Here is a 20,130-nt window from a genome sequence, read left to right as displayed (position 1 = left end):
ATTTCTTTGTATTATATCCAAAGCTATAAATGAATGAAAATTATGACATTATAGATATAGAATCCACAAGCAACACAAAGGTTAATAACATAAGCCCATTTATAACGTATTGCCAATAGACTTAATAGGATATAAGGGATGAGAATCCACAAAGGTGTTGTTACTTGTGAAAGAAAAAAATCATTGGATATGATACTTTCGATTAAAGAATCAAAAAGACTACCAAACGTAATGATATGTATGCAGATAAGTAATGGAAATACTAGAGGAAAAATAATGCTAAGCGGAATTGAAATGAGTTGCCATAACGAAAAATAAGGAAAGAAAACATGCACAATTGGCATCATTTGTAGGAATATTATTATTGTAAGGAGTACGGAATAAGATAGTAGTTTTATTAATTGGGAAGCTTTTGATATTTTTTTTGCATGATGTTTGCATAGGTCGGTAGTCGGAGTTTTTTGAGATTCTGTAATGTAACGTATAAATAAGAAGATATAAAACACACCAGAGATAGAAAGAATAAAACCTATATTACATAATAGGTTTGGGTTAAGAGCAATGGCGCAAAGAACACAGAGAAATAAATTCGTCATATTAAAGATTGTAATGCCATGATATAACATAAAAAACCCTATACAAGCCATGATATACGCACGAAGAAAACTAGGGTGAAAATCAATAAGAATTAAATACGCGAATCCAAATAAAAGTCCTAAGCAGCTTAGATCATACATTGCATTACGATAACAAAAAAAATGTTTGTGAACAAGAAAGTATAAAGGCGTGATGCAAAGAAAAAATGCAGCCAATAAGACTCCTAGATGAAGTCCGCTAATTGCAATAAGATGAGATATGCCCAATGCGATGGCTATTTCACGCAACTGCTTATGCAATGTCTCTGCAAAAAATAAAGCATTATAAAGGTTCGCTATAAGGGCATTTTGATGCTGCGATTCTACAAACTTAGTGAGTCTTGCTTTTACTGAATGTGTAGGAATGATGTCAAAACTTGAATGATAAATTTTACAGCCTTTAAAAAATTGCCAAAAACTACAATGGTAAATTTTACCGTAGATTCTTGCTTGGATACCTTGTAGGTTTTTGAATCTTCCTCGATATGTTCCATAATATGTATTACCAAATGTATCTTGAAATTTGAAAATTTCGCTTTGCGATTTATTTTTTATATGGGTTTGTGGTTTTGGATAATGGTTTACGATACGGGCTTCAAAAGATCGTCCGTTTTGCAATTGTTTGTATATTTGATATTTGTTGTAAAGATTGATACATAGTATAGAGAGACAACAAAGTATGAGATAAAAATAGTGTTTTGGGGGAATAGTTATCCTAAAGTAGGCTGTTTTGCTATGACGAGTGTTAATATAATAGATGTTTTGTATGCGATCCCATATATATGAGATAGTATTGATTATTTGCCTTATGGAGTGAGCATTATTGAGCATAAGCAATTCAGGCTAATACCTGATTCTATAACATGATTACACAATTGCTAGAATCTATCATTATATTTTGGTATTACCAGCTAAAGCTTCCCCCAAGTCGTACATTTGCATATTTCGGCGCATTAATACCGAAATAATCAACCCATTTTGTACCAACCTCTGCAGCAATATCTATAAATCCTAGAATATTCACACCAGCAGTAAGAATCACACCATTATCTTGTTTTAAATCGTATGAGAGACCACCTCGAACATCAAGATAGCGATAGTCGAGTTTAAAACCGCCACCAACCACCTGCGAGAGTAAACCCCTATTACTATAATTTAACACTTCATTGGGCAAAACATCAGCATCAAAAGCTAAAGAAAATCGTTTACCATTATAAGCTATTCCTGCGCGATACTGAGGTTTAATCACAACTGTTGGTGCGTTAGCAAATTCAAATGTTGGTGAATTAATATTTTTAACAACAAACCCCAATGAAAACTCTTTATCTTCTGCTATTTTATATCCGTAAAGTGCCCCTATGTCAAATCCTATATTGGTATCATATTGAATATTATTAGCAAAGTCTCCAAATTTAAATGCTAATTTTTTACCCAAATATTGTTCATGATAAAGACTTGTGCCTAGCATTACTTTAAAGGCTACACCAATACTTAGATTTGATTTATTGATTGTATTTCTATAAGCGTAGCCTATCGGTAGTTCTGTAACACTAAATATTGAACTTGCAATTTTATGCGCATTACCATCTTCGATTGATTGTAAAAGGGAATATTTCTCATATTCATCTTTTGAAGAGGTTTTTATAGTGTAGCCATCATTGCTGATTGCTAATTCATAGTAATCATTTGAATCGCCAAAGATAAGTCGCATTTTATTTGTGTCGCCGACCAATGAAACACCAGCTTGGGCAGTATTAAAAAGTCCTAAGGCAATACTACCAAATTTTTCATTCATAATTTTGTTTGAAAATTGGAACACAATGCCATTTTGACTTCGTACGTTCATATTATTGTTTTTCAAAACTTCAAAAAGAGTATTTAAGTCTTTCATAGCCGAATCGAGTGCTCCGTTACTGCCAGATTTAATAGTCGCTTGTGTAATTTTGCCATTTGCAATATCAAAGTTATTCCAATCTACTGATTTTGCAAAATCATTAAAAAGATCTTTTTGTTCTTGAGACATGTTCGAATGTTGAATTGCATTGTTAAGCTCGTTTGCAAGCTGTGAGTGGTTTGTATTTCCTTGATGTTGCGCTTGATATTGTGTCCATAGCTTGTCTAAGTTTGTTTCATTGTTTTGTTTGGTTACGTTTTGTAGTGCCTGAACAAGAGAGGACTTAAGATTGTCTGTTTGTGCAGCATTTGGTTGATTGGTGGTTGTCTTAGAGCCACCAGCTAGTTGACTACCAACACTTGCAAGCGAATCGAATATTTTTGCAAAATCAAGATTTGTGAGTTTGTCCAGATTGGATTGCTCGATACCTATACCAACACTATATCCGATTCTAGTTTTAGAATCTGCAGCAATCAAAGCAGGATTATAGTAAAGTCCAAAAGGACTTTTAAGAGCGACTCCAGCACCGCCCATCGATGCGGATAAATTCCCCATTGTACCAAACTCCATAGCATGGACTATTGTAAGACTACTCAACAAACCAATAATGAACGGTAATCTAACCTTATAACCCGAGACTTTCATTTATGCGTATCTTTTGTTTATTTTTCATAATAATGCCTTCAAACACTAATGTAATATTATGTAGTATTGTAGCGAGATAATAAAATAACAGGCTACTTTATTATACAAGATTCTAAATATCGAGTCAAGGAATAATTTTATAAAGATTTTTATTATAAATTATTGATTTTTAAATCCAAACCATTCCTAATATTTTCTTGGTATTTGGTTATAATTATAACTTTAGCTTATTTTCAAGACTACAGAAAAGAGTCTTTATTATTTTATTTCAAAGGAGATAATTTATGAATTATATTCCCTATGTTATCGAAAAAACTGGCCGCGGGGAACGTAGCTATGATATTTATTCAAGGCTATTAAAAGATAGAATCATCATGCTTAGTGGCGAGATTGATGATGGGATTGCTAGTTCAATTGTAGCGCAACTCTTGTTTTTAGAATCAGAGGATTCTCAAAAAGACGTTTTTCTTTATATCAATTCACCAGGCGGAAGCGTTACTAGCGGCTTTAGTATTTATGACACCATGAATTATATTAAGGCGGATGTTTGTACAATATGTGTAGGGCAAGCAGCATCTATGGGAGCATTTTTGTTGAGTTGCGGAGCAAAAGGCAAGAGATACGCTTTACCTCACTCACGAATTATGATACATCAACCATTAGGAGGGGCAAAAGGGCAGGCAACAGATATTGAAATTCAAGCAAAAGAAATTTTGCGATTAAAGGAGATTATTAATGATATTTTGGCAAAAAATACAGGACAAAGTATCAAAAGAATTTCGCAAGATTGTGAGAGGGATTTTTATATGAGTGCCGATGAGGCAGCGAAATATGGAATTATTGATGAAGTAATGATTAGACAACCACATTAGTGATTTGAGCTGATATTTTGGTGAGTTTGCTCATAGATTTAAAATAGAGTAAGGATAGTTTTATGTCACGATTTAGTATCACAAAAATAGTTCTGATGGGTATTTTTTATGTTGTTAGCAGTGCTGTAGCCCTTACAAAAAGCAATGCTTTGAATTTTATGGAAAGAAGTTTAAAACAAACATTCGGGAAATATAAATATATGAATTATCATTGTCAAGGGGATTCTGTTGTTGCAGCCTGCATGTTTCAGCCTATAGGCAATGAAGAATTGCAAATTAATAATTTAGTTTTAGAAACAACATTTCTAGGAGAAGATAAAGCCCTACAAAAAATTTCAGGTACATTCCAATCATCTTGGATTTCACGTACTAATTTATTTCAGATTCTTCCTGGGACTTCATCTTTTGCCTGTGAAATGTCTCGTTCATTGCATAATGAGAGTTTAGACTTTATAGATCATTGCACTATTAAAACAGCTAGGGCAACGATAATAGTTCAAGCGAAGTATTTTATAACTTCACCTGCTTATCGCTATGGTGGCGTTGACGTGGCAATGTCGCATTATGAAAAAGATTTTGATAATGTTTTGAACCGTTTAGAAATCTTAAACAATACAAGTGAATATGAAGAAAAGATAGATGAATATTCTCTTGTAAATGATTTACAAAAACAGCAAAAGGTCTTTAATGATTTGAGACAATATAATTTTGGAATCAAAGAAATTAGAATCGACATACGTACTTCTAAGTTAGCAGAATCTGTCTTTGATGTGTTTAGTAGGGGATATTATGATCCGCATTCTTTCAATTTTGATGATAGTGCGCATAAAAATACTGGACTTTCTCAATTATATTATGCGCAATTAGAGAGTCTTATAGCTGCAATTATCCGAGATATAGCAGAGAACCCTTCTCTTAGCAATGAACTTAAAAAAAATCTGTATAAGATAGTAACTGATACAGGTAAAATGTTTGATATTTACTCACATAAGAGAAGTATCAAATTGCTTATACGTCCTATTAATAGTCGCCCTATTAACATTGGTGAAAAGTTTTTTATGTTTCGGGATTTGTTAGAAGATAATTATAGAGATAAATATCTCTATAATTTTATTAACGAATATGATATACGTCTTGTTCCAACTTGGGAGTGATTCCTTTTGCTTTTGTTATTTACCCATTAAATGAAATGTAGCTTCATATTTTAGTTTGGTTGTTAGTGAAAATTTCTAAGGCAATTTTTGCCGCTCTTTGTTGCGCATTTTTTTTACTATGTCCACTTGCTTTAGCCATGCTCTCCCCATTGATTATTACTTCAACCATAAATGTTTTTTCGTGGTCTGGTCCTTCTTCATTGATAATACGATAATCTGGAATACATGTTAAAACTTCTTGTGTGTATTCTTGTAGAGCAGATTTGTAGTCCTCAAACAGCATTTTTTCATTGATTTCAAATTCTTGCTGCATAAGTGGGTAAAAAACACGTTTTAATTCTTCTATACCAGATTCTAAATAAATAACACCCATAATCGCTTCGAAAGTATCACTAAGAATACTTGGTCTATTTCTGCCACCATTATTTTCTTGAGAAGTAGAAAGTAGAACGTATTCGCCTAAATTAATAGCACGTGCTAGTTTAAAAAATGCCACTTCACTTACCAAACTGGCGCGCATTTTAGAAAGACTACCTTCTGATTTATCCTTGAAATGATGGAATAAAAATTCTCCCACAATTAAGTCTAAAACTGCATCTCCTAAAAATTCTAATCTTTCATTATTGTAGGGCTTTTTTAATGATTTATGTGTTAGAGATTCTTTCAATAAGCTGGTATTTTTGAAAATGTAATTAAGTTTTTTTTGCAATTTATCTATATTGCGTTGATAGGAATCCAAAATTATCTCCTTAGCTATAAATGAATCTATTGAAATTCTCAAATTGTAGCAAAAAATATAAAATTACTTTTTTGTTATAAATTTATATAAATAAAAAAATTATAATTTGTTAAATTAATAGTGAGGTTTAGATAATGCAGATTGATAATTATCAAGATATAGAATCAAGCAAGAGGAGACGAGTATTAATTAAATTTTCAGGTGAAGCATTATCTGGCGAGAATGGTTTCGGAATCGATTTGGATATTCTTAAGTTTATCGCCCAAGAGATTAAGGGACTTTATGATAAGGGGCTAGAGATTGGTATAGTGGTCGGTGGCGGCAATATTATTCGCGGTGTAACTGCGGCACAAGGCGGATTAATCAAAAGAACAAGCGGAGATTATATGGGAATGCTTGCTACAGTAATTAACGCTGTTGCGATTCAAGAGGCATTGGAAAGTTTAGGATTGGACGTTCGTGTGCAAAGTGGTATAGATATTACAGAAGTATGCGAGAGCTATATTTACAGGCGAGCAATGAGACATTTGGAAAAAGGAAGGATTGTTATTTTTGGTGCTGGCACAGGGAATCCGTATTTCACTACAGATACAGCAGCGGTGTTACGTGCTATTGAAATTGAAGCAGAGGTTATTGTGAAAGCTACTAAAGTGAATGGAGTATACGATAGGGATCCTTGTAAATTTCAAGATGCTAAATTACTTGATAAACTAAGTTATGATGATGCGTTGAGAGAACATATTAGTGTTATGGATGATACAGCCATAGCGTTAGCAAAAGATAATAAGTTGCCAATTATAGTTTGCAATATGTTTAAAGCTGGACATTTGATAGATGTTTTAGTGTATAAAAAAGGCGAATTTTCTCTTGTAAAATAACTATTATCTTTATATAATGAAACGTGTCTGCAAACCTCAATATAAGAAGCTTGCATTTTGCGCTAGATCCCAATTTTATTTTTAGTGATTTTTTAATTAACTAATGGAATTAGTAAGAGAGCTTGCCAAATAACATAAAGCCATGATTGCCTGCGATAGGTGCTACACTAGAGGAAGCAAACGAATACCCCGCACCTATATCAAAACCTAGTGATGAACTTGCATTATCGAGTCTTTTTTGTCTATATGCTTTATATAGTCCAACCAAGCTTACTTCACTATATGTGCCAGCACCAAGCAATACATGAGCTTCAAATAGTCTATGCTCCATTTTGCTAAAAATATACATAGTTAAAGTGTTGCCTACACCATACTGTGCGCCATTAAGGAATTTACCATAAAATCTAATTCTATCATTGATAGTAAAGAATCTTGCATTAGTATTACCAAATATGCCTCTAAATCCGATTCCCATAGAGATGGAATAATCTATATATCTTTTTCCTTCATTATTGGTGCGCCATCGCGTGTATTTAATCTCTTCATCGATGATAAAAAATCCCAAGAAGTCATCGGCTAGTGTATTTGGCATTGTTCCGTTTCCATATTGGAATATCGCATTTCCTCCAGTAATAGATTGCCATGCCTCATTGATGTTAAAGCCAAATCTCGCTTTGATTCCTGCTTGAAGAAGTGGGTCGAATTTTATTGTGGTTGTTGGATTTGTTGCTGGGGCTTTAGTATTTAGGAGTATCCATGGAGCAAAGAAGATTCTGTGTTCACCTTTACCTATTGCTTTATCATAATCTGCTCCGAAGACAAACACTTCTCCCCCTAATTTAACTTTCCCGCTACTAAAGTAGGGTGCTAGTTGTGCTAAATCAGAGCCTATTCTACCTGGTAAAAAGCCATTATCTAAAAATGAATTAATATAACTAAACCACATGCGGAATGGTGAGCTATTATTTGGAATCCATTGTATGCTTATACCTTGTAATGGTCCATTAATAAAATCAGTAGATCTAATAATGGTTTTTCCCATATCTATATTATAACGTCCTGCAACTAATTTAAAGCCCCCCTTATGATAGGATATATAAATGTCGGATACGTCTCCATTGGAATTTATTCCTGCGTTTTGAAATGGAAAAAGAGTCCAGACATTCCAAATACCCACCGCACCCATTCCTACATTCCAATGAGTACCTAATTCAAAGTCTGCCATGATATGTGCATTGAGTCCAAAAAGTCCGGGCGCATTGCTATTGCCTATAAATTGTCCATTATTACCAAAATATCCTAGACTTAACCTCCCATGTGTTGTTAAATTAACCTTATCGTCTGCAGCTAGAGCTTGCTGTAAGTAGGTTGCCATACCTATGGCTGTTGTAATAAGTAGTTTGCGTATTGTATATGACATGCTAGCTCCTAATAATATAAATATATAACCGTAAAAATTTTCTAATTCTAAAATTGTTATAAGATTTATTGTTGTTTTATCAAGTCAATAACATTTAAATTTAGAATTTAATAGAGATAATAAAAATATAATTATAATGATATTTTTATGAATTTTGTCAAAAATATACAATTTAACCTTTTAATAGGTTATATAAGATTATATATTTCAGTATATAATCATTTGATTTATGCAAGTAGCTATGGAGTTTGAGTGGTAGATAAAAGATTCTATCCAAGAAGTCCTTGGATCTCTTTTTCAATGATCGCACGAGTATGTGGTTCAACTAACCGTTGCCCGACTTCTTCACCGTTCTTGTAAAAGATAAGGGTAGGAATTCTCTGTATGTTGAGAGTGTCTTTTAATTGTTCTTCTTTACTAAAATCCACAGTAAAAAATTGAATATCCTTATACTCATTTTCTAACGCGTTCATAATGGGTTCGATACGTCTGCAATCTGGACACCAAGCTGCGCCTATATCCACTACCGCTATACCTGTTGCTATGGAATCGAAATATGTTCCTTGTGTTAGTTCTCTCATTATTATCCTTTTTGTTTTTATGGTTGAGAGATTCTAAGCTATTTTTATAAATAACTAAGCAATATTGAGTTCGGTGTTTAATATATTTGACTTTTAAATCTGTAAGAAAGGAATATACTATTGCAAGCGCGTAAAGATATTTTATATTTTAGAAATTATAAATAATCCAATCAAATTAAATAATCGATTAAGGAGTTAATAGGAATTGTCAGATAAATGAGAATGGCGTGCTCGGAGGGACTCAAACCCCCGACCTACAGGACCGCAACCTGTTGCTCTATTCAACTGAGCTACGAGCACAACGATGATATAGTATAACTAAAAAATGTTAATTATCGTTAAATGTCTGGAATTCCCATCAGGACAGCAAGTGTACCTAAATAGAAACTTTTGACGTTTTGTTGTGTGATAAAAAATCGAAAAATCTATATAATATTCCCTGAAAATTAGAATAAATACCATCAAAGATCTGATTATCGTTTTGAAAATTGAGGACTACGTCTTGCCTTTCTTTTACCATATTTCTTACGTTCTACGATTCTTGAATCTCGAGTGAGCAATCCAGCATCTTTTAATGTTTTTCTGAAAGATTCTCTATCGAGATTATTTAAGGCTTTTGCAATACCATTTCTTAATGCTTCTGCTTGTGCAGAATATCCTCCTCCAAGAGTTGTAGCATGAATATCAACAGACTTATCTTGATTAGTTAACATTAACGGCTGCATAACTTTCATTTTAATAGAATCGTGTCCGCCTAACCATTCATTTAAACTTAAACCGTTTATAATAAGTTTCCCTGTACCTATATTCAAATAAACCTTTGCTATGGCTGTTTTTCTTTTGCCTGTTGCATAAACTCTATTCATTATTATCCTTTATTGAATCTTTATTTAAGGCAGCGTTAGAATCTGCTACTTGTGCTGTATGAGGATGGTTCTCACTAACATAAACTTTGAGTTTTTTAAGCATTGCTTTACCTAATTTTGTTTTGGGTAACATACCCCTAACTGCAAGTCTATAAAGCTTTTCAGGTTGTTTTTCCAACATTTCACTTAATGTTTTAGATTTTGTACTACCAAAGTAACCAGAATGCGTAAAATATTTTTTATCTTCTAGTTTATTGTTGCCATTGAAAATTGCCGCTTTAGCATTGACAATAATGACAAAATCACCACAATCTAAGTGTGGGGTAAAGCAAGGTTTATGTTTACCTCGCAGTAAAATGGCTATTTCTGCTATGAGTCTACCAAACACCTTGTCTTTGGCATCAATTACAATCCAATCACGTGTTATTTCACTCTGTTTTGGCGTTTTTGTTATTTCCATAATAAAACCTTAATTGTTTTTTTAAAAAACGAGATTATAGACATTTATTTATTAAACTTAGCTGAAATTAAGCTATATTTTATATTGGCGTCATACTTTTGTGAGAAAAGCACATTTGAGTTGTAGCTCTTGTATTTCTTGTTCTAATTTAGAATCCCAGATTATTCCGCTTCCTACACCATATCGATAGTATTTTTCATTTGTATATTTTATGAGTGTGCGGATTGGAATACTAAAGATAATTTTTTTATTAGACACGACTCCCATGGCACCACAATAAATTCCTCTATTACGTTGTTCTAGTCTCTGTATAATCTCTAACGTTTTTAGTTTTGGAGCACCAGTAATAGAGCCGCAAGGAAAAAGTGAAAGAAAAATATCTAAGAGTTGAAAGGATCTTGGTAATTTTGCTTGTATTGTAGAAATCATCTGGTGTAATGTAGTGTAACTATGGATCGCAAAAAGCTTTTTTACTTTCACTTTTTTGATATTGTTGATACGACTTAAATCATTACGTAACAAATCAACAATCATAACATTTTCGCTGCGATTTTTACTATCTTGTTGTAGTTGTTTTTTGAGTTTTTTATCACTCTTTTTGTTGATTCGAAAGCTGTGTTTTGAATCTTTTTTTGTTCCTCTTTGTATAGTGCCTTTCATGGGTTGCGTTGTGATATGCCGCCGTTTAATGGAGAAGAAAAGTTCAGGAGAAAAAGAAAGCAAGGTGAGAAACTCATTATGGAAAAATGCTTTGTAGGGAGCATTTTGTTTGCTACAAAGAGATTGAAAGAGTCTTAAGTCAGAATGAATATTTGTATGCAATTGTTTGTTTTGATTGTGATATAAATAAATAGGATTCATTGTGTCGATATTGCTTTGTGATAATGGAGTAGGACGTAGAATCATTTCTTGCGTATAGTTTACTTGGTAAGTGTCTCCTTTTGCAATAGAATCTTTTATTGAGAAAAAGTCCGTTTGATAGGTTTTTAAGTCAATATTCTTGATTATTTGTAAGTTTATTGATTGTTTATCGAGAGGTTGACTTTGCTTAAAAAATGTTTTTGGAATCTTTTGACGTTTTGCAAATAATTTAAAATAAGCAATTGGTTCTAGCCTTTTTTGTTGTATTTGGTTTATGTTTTCATAAACTTGAGTAAAGAGATCCTTACCATAAGTTTGCATGAGAACACCTGCTTCATAAGAAAAATATCCTAAAAAATATCCATTTGCTTGTGTATCAATATGATGTTGTAGTATTGCAAAGCATGTTAATAATTCTTGATAGTTAAAAGCAGTAATCGTTTTAAGATGACACGAATAAATATATTCGCCATAGATATACATGAGATTTGTCCTTAACAGAATGGATTAAGAAGTTGAGTAATTTGAGTATATGGCTTAGTGATTTTGAAAGTTTACAAATTGATGCGAGAACTAAAGGCTCGTGCTAGAGAAAAATGGTCAATATTGTCCAAACTTACATTAGAAGGCACGCCTTGAGCGATTCTACTAAAGATAAGTTCTAGATTTTCTAATTGTTCTTGAATAAACATAATTAAAATATCATTTTGCAATGACGGGCTAAAAGCAAAAATAACTTCTTTTATTGCTTCATTGTGGATTCTTTTAATTAGTGTATCAAAGTTATAGTTTTGATAATTTTCTATTACACAGTAGACTCCACTAAATTCACCTATATCTTCAATTAAAAAAACATCTTTGGGATGAGATACAATACATAAAGAACCATTCTTACGAACAGAATCTGTGCAGATATGGCAGATTTCTCCATGACTTAATGCGCCGCAAACACCACATTTCTGCACATCTATAATACAATCATGGATAGCTTGAGATACTTGTAACCCTAGAGGAGCATTTTCTATTGCTAGAGTATATGCCATTTTTCTAGCACTTTTTTTGCCTATGCTTGGAAGTTTTTCTAATGCTTTTACAAGGGCATCAAAACTAAATAATTGATGTTGATAATTTTTCATGCCGATGATTCTAGCAAAATTTTTATGTGATTTTATTAAATTGTTTTTCTTTCACTATAATAGCAAGATTCTATTTTAAAGTAAGGAGATACTTTTGTCTTCATTGGACATGGATTATTATGAAATCCTTGAGGTAAGCAGAGATGCAGATCATGAAACTATCAAGAAGTCTTTTAGAAAATTGGCACTTAAGTACCATCCAGATAGAAATCCCAATAATGCAGAGGCTGAAGAGAATTTTAAAAAGATTAATGAAGCTTATGAAGTGTTGAGCAATAGTGAGAGAAGGGCAATTTACGATAGATATGGCAAAGAAGGGTTACAATCTCAAGGATTTTCACGGAGTAGCGGCGGTTTTGGCGATATTTTTGGCTCTATTTTTGAAGATTTTTTTAATATGGGCAATACGCGTGGAGAGCAAGAGCATTATGCTTTTGATTTAGATTATGCTTTGCCTCTTACATTAACGTTTAAAGAAGCCATTTTTGGTTGTCAAAAAACAGTAAAAACTAAATATAAAAGTTATTGTAAGGCATGTAATGGCACAGGTGCTAAAGAAGGTAAGTTACAAGATTGTACCAAATGTAATGGTAGGGGACGTATTGTTATGCAGCAGTCTATTATCCAAATGCAGGTTGCTTGTCCAAGTTGTCAAGGAACGGGTAGGATTGTTGTACAAAGATGCAATGAGTGTCATGGAAATTGCTACGAAACGATTAATGAGGAGCTTGTTCTCAATGTAAGAGCAGGTATTGATGACGGGCATCAACTCATTTTTCGCGGTAAGGGAAATGAAGTGAAAAGAGGTATGCGAGGGGATTTGTATTTTCAGGTTCATGTACAAAAAGATTCGCATTTTATTCGACATGGAAACGATTTGCATCTCGAGGTTCCCGTATTTTTCACTACAATTATTTTGGGTGGTAGAATCGAAATCCCAACACTTACAGGAAAAGTGGAACTTAATATTCCTGTGAATACTCCAGATGGTTATCAGTTTGTCTTTTCTAATGAGGGTGTACAAGATTTAAATAGCACAAAAAAGGGGAGATTAATTGCCCAAATTCGCATTGCTTACCCACAAGATATTAACGAGGAGCAGAGAGGGTTGGTTTTGAAGTTACAAGAAAGTTTTGGAGACAACAGCAAACCATATAAGGGGTTTATTGATGAATGTTTTGATAAAGTTAAAAATTGGCTAAATAAAAAGAAATAATGATATGAATATTTTCATCCCTTTTATTACGAAAAATATTGAACTATAAGTCAATAGCCTGCATACTTTCTCTAAGCTTATTCCTTGCCTCTTCCAAATTTATAGTTGGTGATAAAAAAAGCGGTTCACCAATATAATAATCAATACTTGTGAATGGTTTTGGAATACAAAATTTGTCCCACGTGTTTAATTCCCAATATCGCTTTGGTGAAATTTTACATGGACAAATTCCAATGCCACTTTTAATTCCCATTAGCAATATTCCATTTGCAATGCTTTTATAGGGTCCTCTTGGTCCATCTGGTGTTACCGCTACATCCTGTCCATTTTTTAATGCTCGTATAGCTGTTATCAGTGCTTTTGTGCCACCTTTATCTATGCCCGTGCTTCCTCTGATTGCTTGCAAACCAAACGAATGGAAATACTTCTCAATAATGATACCGTCATTATGCGCCGACGTTATAAAGCTCATATTAGGTTTTTTACGTACTTTTGCGTAAAGATAAGGCATCATAAGGAAATTGCCGTGCCATAAACATGCAATGAAGTTTTGTTCTTTTGCATAATTGGAAATATGGAATCTATTTGTGCAGGTGAAGTAGAGGATTTTAGAGATAAAATACATAATTTTTGGGAGATTGTTCCATGCAAATTCTCTGCGAATGTCCCTATGAATATTATTTCTTAACCATTCGATAGGCTTGTTGATTTTGTTCATTGCTTAATAGATCCTTATTCTAAAGTGATTCGAAAGTATGGTTTTAATTTTACTATAAAAGCCGATGAGAATTCATTTAAGTTAAACACGCAAGCATTAAAGTAAGTTTCTGCAAGCTTTTCTTAATGAATTTGTTATAATTAAGTATAGTAGTTTTTAAGTAGTTTGGCAGTCATAGTAATTATAATTTATTAGTTAAATTATAATTATTCTTATAATAGTACAAGGAGATAATATGGCAAATCCAACAGGTTTTATGGATTATAGGCGAGAGGAGATTATTTCACTCTCGCCAAAAGAAAGAACAAAAACTAATCATGAGTTTCATAAACTTCTCGATTCTAAAAAACAGGAAATTCAAGCGAGTCGGTGTATGCAATGTGGCGTACCTTTTTGTCAAGCAGGGGTAACCATTAAAGGGCAAATTATAGGTTGCTCGAATCTCAATCTGATTCCAGAGTGGAATGATTTGTTGGCACGTGGTTTGTGGGAATTAGCGTATAGACGACTTTCTTTGACAATGCCATTTCCAGAAATTACAGGCAGAATTTGTCCAGCACCTTGTGAGAATTCTTGTGTTTGTACAGCCAATGGTGAGCCAGTAACCATTAAAGATAATGAGTTGGCACTTGCAGAATATGCGTTTAAGAATAATTTAGTGGTACCGAGAAAGATTGGTCGCAATGGAGCAAAAATTGCAATTATTGGTAGTGGTCCAGCAGGGCTTGCTTGTGCAAATACTCTTAATCTTTTGGGTTATGAAGTTAGTGTTTATGAGCGTGACGATCGAGTAGGGGGATTACTTATGTATGGCATACCTGATGTTAAACTAGAAAAGTGGGTGATAGAGCGACGTGTGCAAGTGATGAAAGAAGAAGGCATTATGTTCTACACCAATCATAATATAGAATCTAGCAAGGATTTTTCTTCGCTTGTTGAAAAATATGATAGTGTGGTGATTGCTATTGGAGCCAGAAAGCCAAGAGAGCTTGAAATTGAAGGTGATAATTTGGAGGGCATCTATAATGCACTTGATTTTTTAATGGCTAATACAAAGTCAATTTTAGATTCCAAGCCCAATAAACTCAATGCTAAAAATAAACATTTTGTTGTCATAGGTAGTGGGGATACAAGTACAGATTGTATCGCTGTTGCATTACGGCAAGGCGCAAAAAGCATTACGCGATTAGAACGTTCGCCTAGCAAACCCTTAAAAAGAGAAAGTTCCAATCCATGGCCAGAACATCCAATTGTCTTGCAAACTGATTATGGAGTTGAGGAATTTATTGCAATGTATAACAGCGATCCAAGGAAATTCAGCACTACACCTAAAGCATTTATAGGCAATAAGCATTTACAGGCAATAGTAACAACAAAACTGCAATGGAATATAATCAAAGGAAAAAAGAAAAGCACAGAGATATTGCAGAGCAATGAAACTATTCAAGCTGATATGGTTTTAAAAGCTATGGGATTTAGTGGTTGCGAGGATAATGTTGATGAAGTTTTTGGTGTGGAAATGCAGGGAAACAACATTATGCATACAAATTTCAAAACTTCAAGAGATAAGGTATATGTTTGCGGTGATTGTAAAGTAGGTGCTAGTCTTGTTGTTACTGCAATAAAAGAAGGCAGAGAATGTGCTAATGTAATACATTCTAATATCTTAAGGAATAAATAACTTCATATCTATGTGAATGAATATTGTAATGAAATATATTTATAAAAGAAAGCCTGTTCAAATAAATATCAATTAAATTGAGAGTATTTAACGGTATAAAGCACTTATTGAATTTCTTCAAGTCGACGTAGTGCCGTCGCTATTATTAGTGTATCACTAGAAGCTTCTCGTAATAATTGTTTTGCTTGTTCTAAGGCTTTAGCTACCTGTGAATTATTATCGTTTGTATGAACACAAACAGCACCATCTGCCAAGACTGTTACTTTATTCCCAGAAACTTCTACATATCCCCAATTGATTGCAACGAGGTCGTGATGAACTTCAGAACGAATATCTATTACACCTGTTTGTAATAAAGCAAGCATATCATAGTGTCCGGGCAAAATACCAAACTCACCATTTTTCCCCGGAAGATATACAGCGTTTGCTTTACCTTTAAAGATTTCACCATATGGAGTAACAATATCTAGTTGAAAATTTTCCATTATCTTTCCTTATTTACTTTGTTTCATATCCTCTGCCTTTTGGATTGCTTCTTGAATATTTCCTACCATATAGAAAGCATTTTCAGGAATATGGTCGTATTTACCTTCTAATATTCCCTGAAAACCTTCTAACGTTTCCTGTAAACTAACGTATTTTCCAGAACTTCCAGTAAAGACTTCGGCGACGAAAAAAGGTTGAGATAAAAATTTCTCAATTTTTCTTGCCCTCTCAACAGTTCTTTTATCCTCTTCTGATAATTCATCCATACCAAGTAGGGCAATAATGTCTTGCAGATCTTTATATTTTTGTAAAACTTCCTGAATGCCAGTTGCTATTTTATAGTGTTCTTCGCCAACAACTTGTGGATCAAGAATTCTTGAGGTAGATTCAAGAGGATCCACTGCAGGATAAATACCTTTTTCTGCAATTTTTCTATTTAAAACTGTGGTTGCATCAAGGTGAGAAAATACAGATGCTGGAGCAGGATCCGTTAAGTCATCTGCTGGAACATAAACAGCTTGAACAGAAGTAATCGATCCTTTGTTGGTAGAAGTAATACGCTCTTGTAGCTTTCCCATTTCGCTCGCAAGTGTAGGCTGATAACCAACTGCAGAAGGAATTCTACCTAGGAGAGCGGACATTTCAGCACCAGATTGCGCATAACGAAAAATATTATCAATAAACATTAATACATCAAGCCCTTTTTCATCTCTAAAATATTCAGCCATTGTTAAACCCGTAAAAGCAATTCTATTTCTTGCTCCTGGTGGTTCATTCATTTGCCCGTAACATAATGCTACTTTATCTAGTACGCCACTTTCTTTCATTTCATGGTATAGATCGTTCCCTTCTCTTGTTCTTTCTCCAACACCAGCAAATACAGAATAGCCACTATGTTTGTAGGCAACATTATGAATAAGTTCCATAATAACTACGGTTTTGCCGACGCCTGCACCACCAAACAGCCCAACTTTACCACCTTTTGAATAAGGGGCAAGTAAATCGATCACTTTAATACCTGTTTCAAACATCTCTGTCTTTGTGCTTTGATTATCAAAACTGGGAGATTCTCTATGAATTGGCCATTTTAATGCGGAATTTACTGGCTCACCGTTATCTACAACTTCACCAATAACATTAAAGATTCTTCCTAATACTTCTTCACCTACAGGAACTTCAATCATTGTACCGCGCGCTATAACTTTTTGTCCTCTTGTTAAGCCTTCTGTCATGTCCATTGCGATAGCACGAACTATATTATCCCCTAAATGTGCAGCAACTTCTAAGACAAGATTCTTTGTTTCTTGGTCAAATTCGTATGTAACATCAAGAGCCTCATTGATTTGCGGCAAATATTTTTCAAATTCAACGTCTACTACAGGTCCCATAACCTGTGTAATTTTACCTATTTTATTCATAAAAATAAACTCCTTAATAAGTAATTTAATTATTTCATTGCTTCAGCACCTGCATTAATTTCAACTAATTCGGTAGTAATAGCTTGCTGTCTTGCTTTGTTGTAGGAAATAGTTAACGCTTTAACCAATTCGGTAGCGTTATTGGTAGCTGTATCCATAGCCTGCATTCTAGCACTATGTTCAGCAGCTAAAGAATCTACTAGAGCATAATACATATTATACTCTACATATTTTTTAGCTAATTCATCTAAAATAATGTTTTCTTCATCTTCGGGCGAAATATTTAACACGTTATCCGTTTTATTATCTGCTTGTATAATATCCATATCTGGGACAAGTGGCAATATTTTTATTGTTTTTAATTGTTGCGATATTAGATTTTTAAACCCATTATACACAATTATAACTTCTTGCGTTTTATTATCAAGAAAATCATTTACTGCTGCATTAATAAAATCACTTGAACGTTCATAATTTGGAGAAGAGCTCAAATCAATGATATTGTCCTCTAATGTAATATTATTAAAAGTAAAGAAAGCATTACCTTTTTTACCTATACAACGAAATCGGACTTGAACTTGCCGTTTTTGATAATCATTGCGCAATCGCAAAACTTCTTTCATTGTAACGCTATTGAATCCGCCACATAATCCTTTATCAGCTGTTATAAAAACAATGTCGACTACCTTAACATTTCGAGAATCTGTGTTATGAAAGAATTTACTATTTATGTTGGTTAATCCATTTAGTTTGATTCTTTTCATCATGTCATAAAAAACTTCATTCAGTTTATCTGCAAATGTTCTGGCTCGTTTTGCCATTTCTTCTACTTTTTTAAGCTTAGAAGTTGATACCAGCTTCATTGCTCGCGTAGTTTTTTTGGTATTGTTGACACTTGATATTTTCTTTCTGATTTCTTTTAACCCATTACCCATGTGTAACTCACTTATATTGCAAAACTCGACTGAAATTCATTGAGTGCATTATTAAGAGCAGATTCCAATTCTTTATCTAAAGCTTTTTTAGAAGCGATGTCTTGAAATATTTGAGGATATTTTGTTTCGATAAACGGATAAAGTTGCTTTTCGAATTCTACTACTTTATTAGCTGGAATATCATCTAAAAATCCCTTTGCTCCTGCATAAATTATTGTGACTTGTTTCTCGATTGCCAGCGGACTGTATGGACCTTGTTTAAGAACCTCTACCATTTTTTGCCCTCTTTCTAGTTGTTTGCGACTAGATTCGTCAAGATCGGAGGCAAACTGTGCAAATGCTTGTAGTTCTCTAAATTGAGCAAGATCAAGACGTAGTGTGCCTGCTACCTGTTTTGTTGCTTTAATTTGTGCTGCTCCTCCGACACGAGATACTGATAAACCGACATTAATAGCCGGACGAATACCAGAATAAAATAGATCTGTTTCAAGGAAAATTTGTCCGTCTGTTATGGAAATAACATTGGTAGGAATATATGCAGAAACATCACCTGCCTGTGTTTCAATAATGGGGAGAGCAGTTAAAGATCCAGCACCAAGTTCATCACTTAATTTTGCCGCTCGTTCCAAGAGTCTTGAATGAATATAAAATACATCCCCTGGGAATGCTTCTCTGCCAGGTGGTCTTCTAAGGATAAGACTCATTTCTCGATAAGCAACTGCATGCTTAGTTAGATCGTCATAAATAATTAAAGCATGTTTCCCATTGTCTCGAAAATATTCTCCAATTGTTACGCCGGAATATGGTGCGAGATATTGCATTGCCGCACTTGAACTTGCAGATGCATTGACGATTACAGTGTATTCCATTGCTCCGTGCTCTTCAAGCTTGCGCACAACTTGTGCTACCGTTGATTCTTTTTGTCCAATAGCAACATAAATACAATAAACATCTTGCCCTTTTTGGTTGATTATAGTGTCGATTGCAACGGTTGTCTTACCTGTTTGTCTATCGCCGATAATTAATTCTCTTTGCCCTCTACCAATCGGCACAAGGGCATCAATTGCCTTGATTCCCGTTTGCAGCGGCTCATGTACGCTTTTTCTTTCCATAATACCTGGTGCTTTTTGTTCAATAAAACGATGTTGGATTGACGGGAATTCACCTTTTCCGTCAAGAGGTTCACCTAATGTATTAACTACACGACCAATTACTCCTTCCCCAACAGGAATTTTCATCAATCGTTTCAATCTCTTAACCGTCGTTCCTTCTTTAATGCCCTTACCGGAGCCTAGTATAACAACACCAACGCTGCCTTCTTCCAAATTAAGTGCCAAACCCCGTTCGCCAGTGTCAAACTCTACCATTTCATACGACATTACATCATTTAATCCGTATACTTTGGCTACTCCATCAGCATAACTGGTAACTCTACCTACTTGGTTAATATCAATATGTAAGTCGAAATTCTCAATCTTTTCTTTTATAATTGAACTTATTTCTTCAGGTTTCAATTTTGCTGTAATCATGTCTTT

At 33.9% G+C, this 20,130-nt stretch carries 19 protein-coding genes and 1 tRNA gene; 5 read left to right on the top strand and 15 right to left on the bottom strand.

Translation table 11 applies throughout. The features are described 5' to 3' along the window. Positions 1 to 23 precede the first annotated feature (23 nt). Complete coding sequence (locus tag CQA66_RS00300) at positions 24 to 1,253, bottom strand: ComEC/Rec2 family competence protein (protein ID WP_233707674.1); 1,230 nt, start codon at positions 1,251 to 1,253, stop codon at positions 24 to 26. Between the two features lie 286 nt (positions 1,254 to 1,539). Continuing rightward, a complete protein-coding gene (traF, locus tag CQA66_RS00295; protein WP_104762503.1) occupies positions 1,540 to 3,174 on the bottom strand; it encodes a conjugal transfer protein TraF in 1,635 nt (544 codons plus the stop codon). Between the two features lie 284 nt (positions 3,175 to 3,458). On the opposite strand from traF, the gene clpP reads away from it, so the two are divergent. Together clpP and CQA66_RS00285 are read left to right on the top strand one after the other, a co-directional pair. Then, a complete protein-coding gene (gene clpP, locus CQA66_RS00290; RefSeq protein ID WP_104762502.1) occupies positions 3,459 to 4,046 on the top strand; it encodes an ATP-dependent Clp endopeptidase proteolytic subunit ClpP in 588 nt (195 codons plus the stop codon). 62 nt (positions 4,047 to 4,108) lie between these two features. Further along, positions 4,109 to 5,200, top strand: coding sequence for a hypothetical protein (locus CQA66_RS00285; protein WP_104762501.1), 1,092 nt, complete (start codon positions 4,109 to 4,111; stop codon positions 5,198 to 5,200). A gap of 43 nt (positions 5,201 to 5,243) precedes the next feature. Here the strand turns inward: CQA66_RS00285 and rnc are convergent, their stop codons facing one another. Then, entirely contained in the window at positions 5,244 to 5,942 is a 699-nt protein-coding gene (gene rnc, locus CQA66_RS00280) for a ribonuclease III (RefSeq protein ID WP_411698549.1), read from the bottom strand. Between the two features lie 131 nt (positions 5,943 to 6,073). On the opposite strand from rnc, the gene pyrH reads away from it, so the two are divergent. Continuing rightward, on the top strand, positions 6,074 to 6,817 hold the full coding sequence (gene pyrH, locus CQA66_RS00275; protein WP_104762499.1) for a UMP kinase: 744 nt from the start codon (positions 6,074 to 6,076) through the stop codon (positions 6,815 to 6,817). Positions 6,818 to 6,926: 109 nt separating this feature from the next. On the opposite strand, the gene CQA66_RS00270 is transcribed toward pyrH, so the two are convergent. The 7 genes from CQA66_RS00270 to recR all read right to left on the bottom strand — a co-directional run bounded on the left by CQA66_RS00270 (position 6,927) and on the right by recR (position 12,141). Further along, a complete protein-coding gene (locus CQA66_RS00270; RefSeq protein WP_104762498.1) occupies positions 6,927 to 8,237 on the bottom strand; it encodes a hypothetical protein in 1,311 nt (436 codons plus the stop codon). Between the two features lie 269 nt (positions 8,238 to 8,506). Beyond that, on the bottom strand, positions 8,507 to 8,818 hold the full coding sequence (locus CQA66_RS00265) for a thioredoxin family protein (protein ID WP_104763685.1): 312 nt from the start codon (positions 8,816 to 8,818) through the stop codon (positions 8,507 to 8,509). 223 nt (positions 8,819 to 9,041) lie between these two features. Then, a tRNA-Arg gene (locus CQA66_RS00260) sits at positions 9,042 to 9,118 on the bottom strand. Positions 9,119 to 9,291: 173 nt separating this feature from the next. Beyond that, on the bottom strand, positions 9,292 to 9,684 hold the full coding sequence (gene rpsI / locus CQA66_RS00255; RefSeq protein WP_104763686.1) for a 30S ribosomal protein S9: 393 nt from the start codon (positions 9,682 to 9,684) through the stop codon (positions 9,292 to 9,294). Next, complete coding sequence (gene rplM / locus CQA66_RS00250) at positions 9,677 to 10,144, bottom strand: 50S ribosomal protein L13 (protein WP_104763687.1); 468 nt, start codon at positions 10,142 to 10,144, stop codon at positions 9,677 to 9,679. Before rplM ends, rpsI begins: the two co-directional genes overlap by 8 nt. 90 nt (positions 10,145 to 10,234) lie before the next feature. Continuing rightward, complete coding sequence (locus tag CQA66_RS00245; RefSeq protein WP_104763688.1) at positions 10,235 to 11,488, bottom strand: chorismate-binding protein; 1,254 nt, start codon at positions 11,486 to 11,488, stop codon at positions 10,235 to 10,237. A 71-nt stretch (positions 11,489 to 11,559) separates the two neighbouring features. Then, on the bottom strand, positions 11,560 to 12,141 hold the full coding sequence (gene recR / locus CQA66_RS00240; protein ID WP_104763689.1) for a recombination mediator RecR: 582 nt from the start codon (positions 12,139 to 12,141) through the stop codon (positions 11,560 to 11,562). A gap of 94 nt (positions 12,142 to 12,235) precedes the next feature. Between recR and dnaJ the strand changes: the two genes are divergently transcribed. Beyond that, positions 12,236 to 13,357 carry a molecular chaperone DnaJ gene (dnaJ, locus tag CQA66_RS00235; RefSeq protein WP_104763690.1) on the top strand — a complete coding sequence of 374 codons (1,122 nt, stop codon included), beginning with the start codon at positions 12,236 to 12,238 and terminating at the stop codon, positions 13,355 to 13,357. Between the two features lie 43 nt (positions 13,358 to 13,400). Here dnaJ and CQA66_RS00230 read toward each other — a convergent pair whose 3' ends face one another. Then, complete coding sequence (locus tag CQA66_RS00230; RefSeq protein WP_104763691.1) at positions 13,401 to 14,075, bottom strand: lysophospholipid acyltransferase family protein; 675 nt, start codon at positions 14,073 to 14,075, stop codon at positions 13,401 to 13,403. Positions 14,076 to 14,310: 235 nt separating this feature from the next. Between CQA66_RS00230 and CQA66_RS00225 the strand changes: the two genes are divergently transcribed. Continuing rightward, a complete protein-coding gene (locus CQA66_RS00225; RefSeq protein ID WP_104763692.1) occupies positions 14,311 to 15,756 on the top strand; it encodes a glutamate synthase subunit beta in 1,446 nt (481 codons plus the stop codon). Positions 15,757 to 15,860: 104 nt separating this feature from the next. Here the strand turns inward: CQA66_RS00225 and atpC are convergent, their stop codons facing one another. The 4 genes from atpC to atpA are packed head-to-tail and all read right to left on the bottom strand — an operon-like array spanning position 15,861 to position 20,124. Next, complete coding sequence (gene atpC / locus CQA66_RS00220) at positions 15,861 to 16,241, bottom strand: ATP synthase F1 subunit epsilon (protein ID WP_104763693.1); 381 nt, start codon at positions 16,239 to 16,241, stop codon at positions 15,861 to 15,863. A gap of 9 nt (positions 16,242 to 16,250) precedes the next feature. Then, positions 16,251 to 17,660, bottom strand: a complete 1,410-nt coding sequence (gene atpD / locus CQA66_RS00215) for a F0F1 ATP synthase subunit beta (RefSeq protein ID WP_104763694.1) — start codon at positions 17,658 to 17,660, stop codon at positions 16,251 to 16,253. Positions 17,661 to 17,689: 29 nt separating this feature from the next. Continuing rightward, positions 17,690 to 18,595, bottom strand: a complete 906-nt coding sequence (gene atpG, locus CQA66_RS00210; protein ID WP_104763695.1) for an ATP synthase F1 subunit gamma — start codon at positions 18,593 to 18,595, stop codon at positions 17,690 to 17,692. An 11-nt stretch (positions 18,596 to 18,606) separates the two neighbouring features. Continuing rightward, on the bottom strand, positions 18,607 to 20,124 hold the full coding sequence (gene atpA, locus CQA66_RS00205; RefSeq protein ID WP_104763696.1) for a F0F1 ATP synthase subunit alpha: 1,518 nt from the start codon (positions 20,122 to 20,124) through the stop codon (positions 18,607 to 18,609). Between the last annotated feature and the right edge of the window lie 6 nt (positions 20,125 to 20,130).

Origin of the sequence: Helicobacter aurati, from assembly GCF_003364265.1 — a bacterium.
Lineage (GTDB): Bacteria > Campylobacterota > Campylobacteria > Campylobacterales > Helicobacteraceae > Helicobacter_A > Helicobacter_A aurati.
Note: the sequence above shows the minus strand (reverse complement) of the source record. Positions and strands in the feature narration are given on the sequence as shown.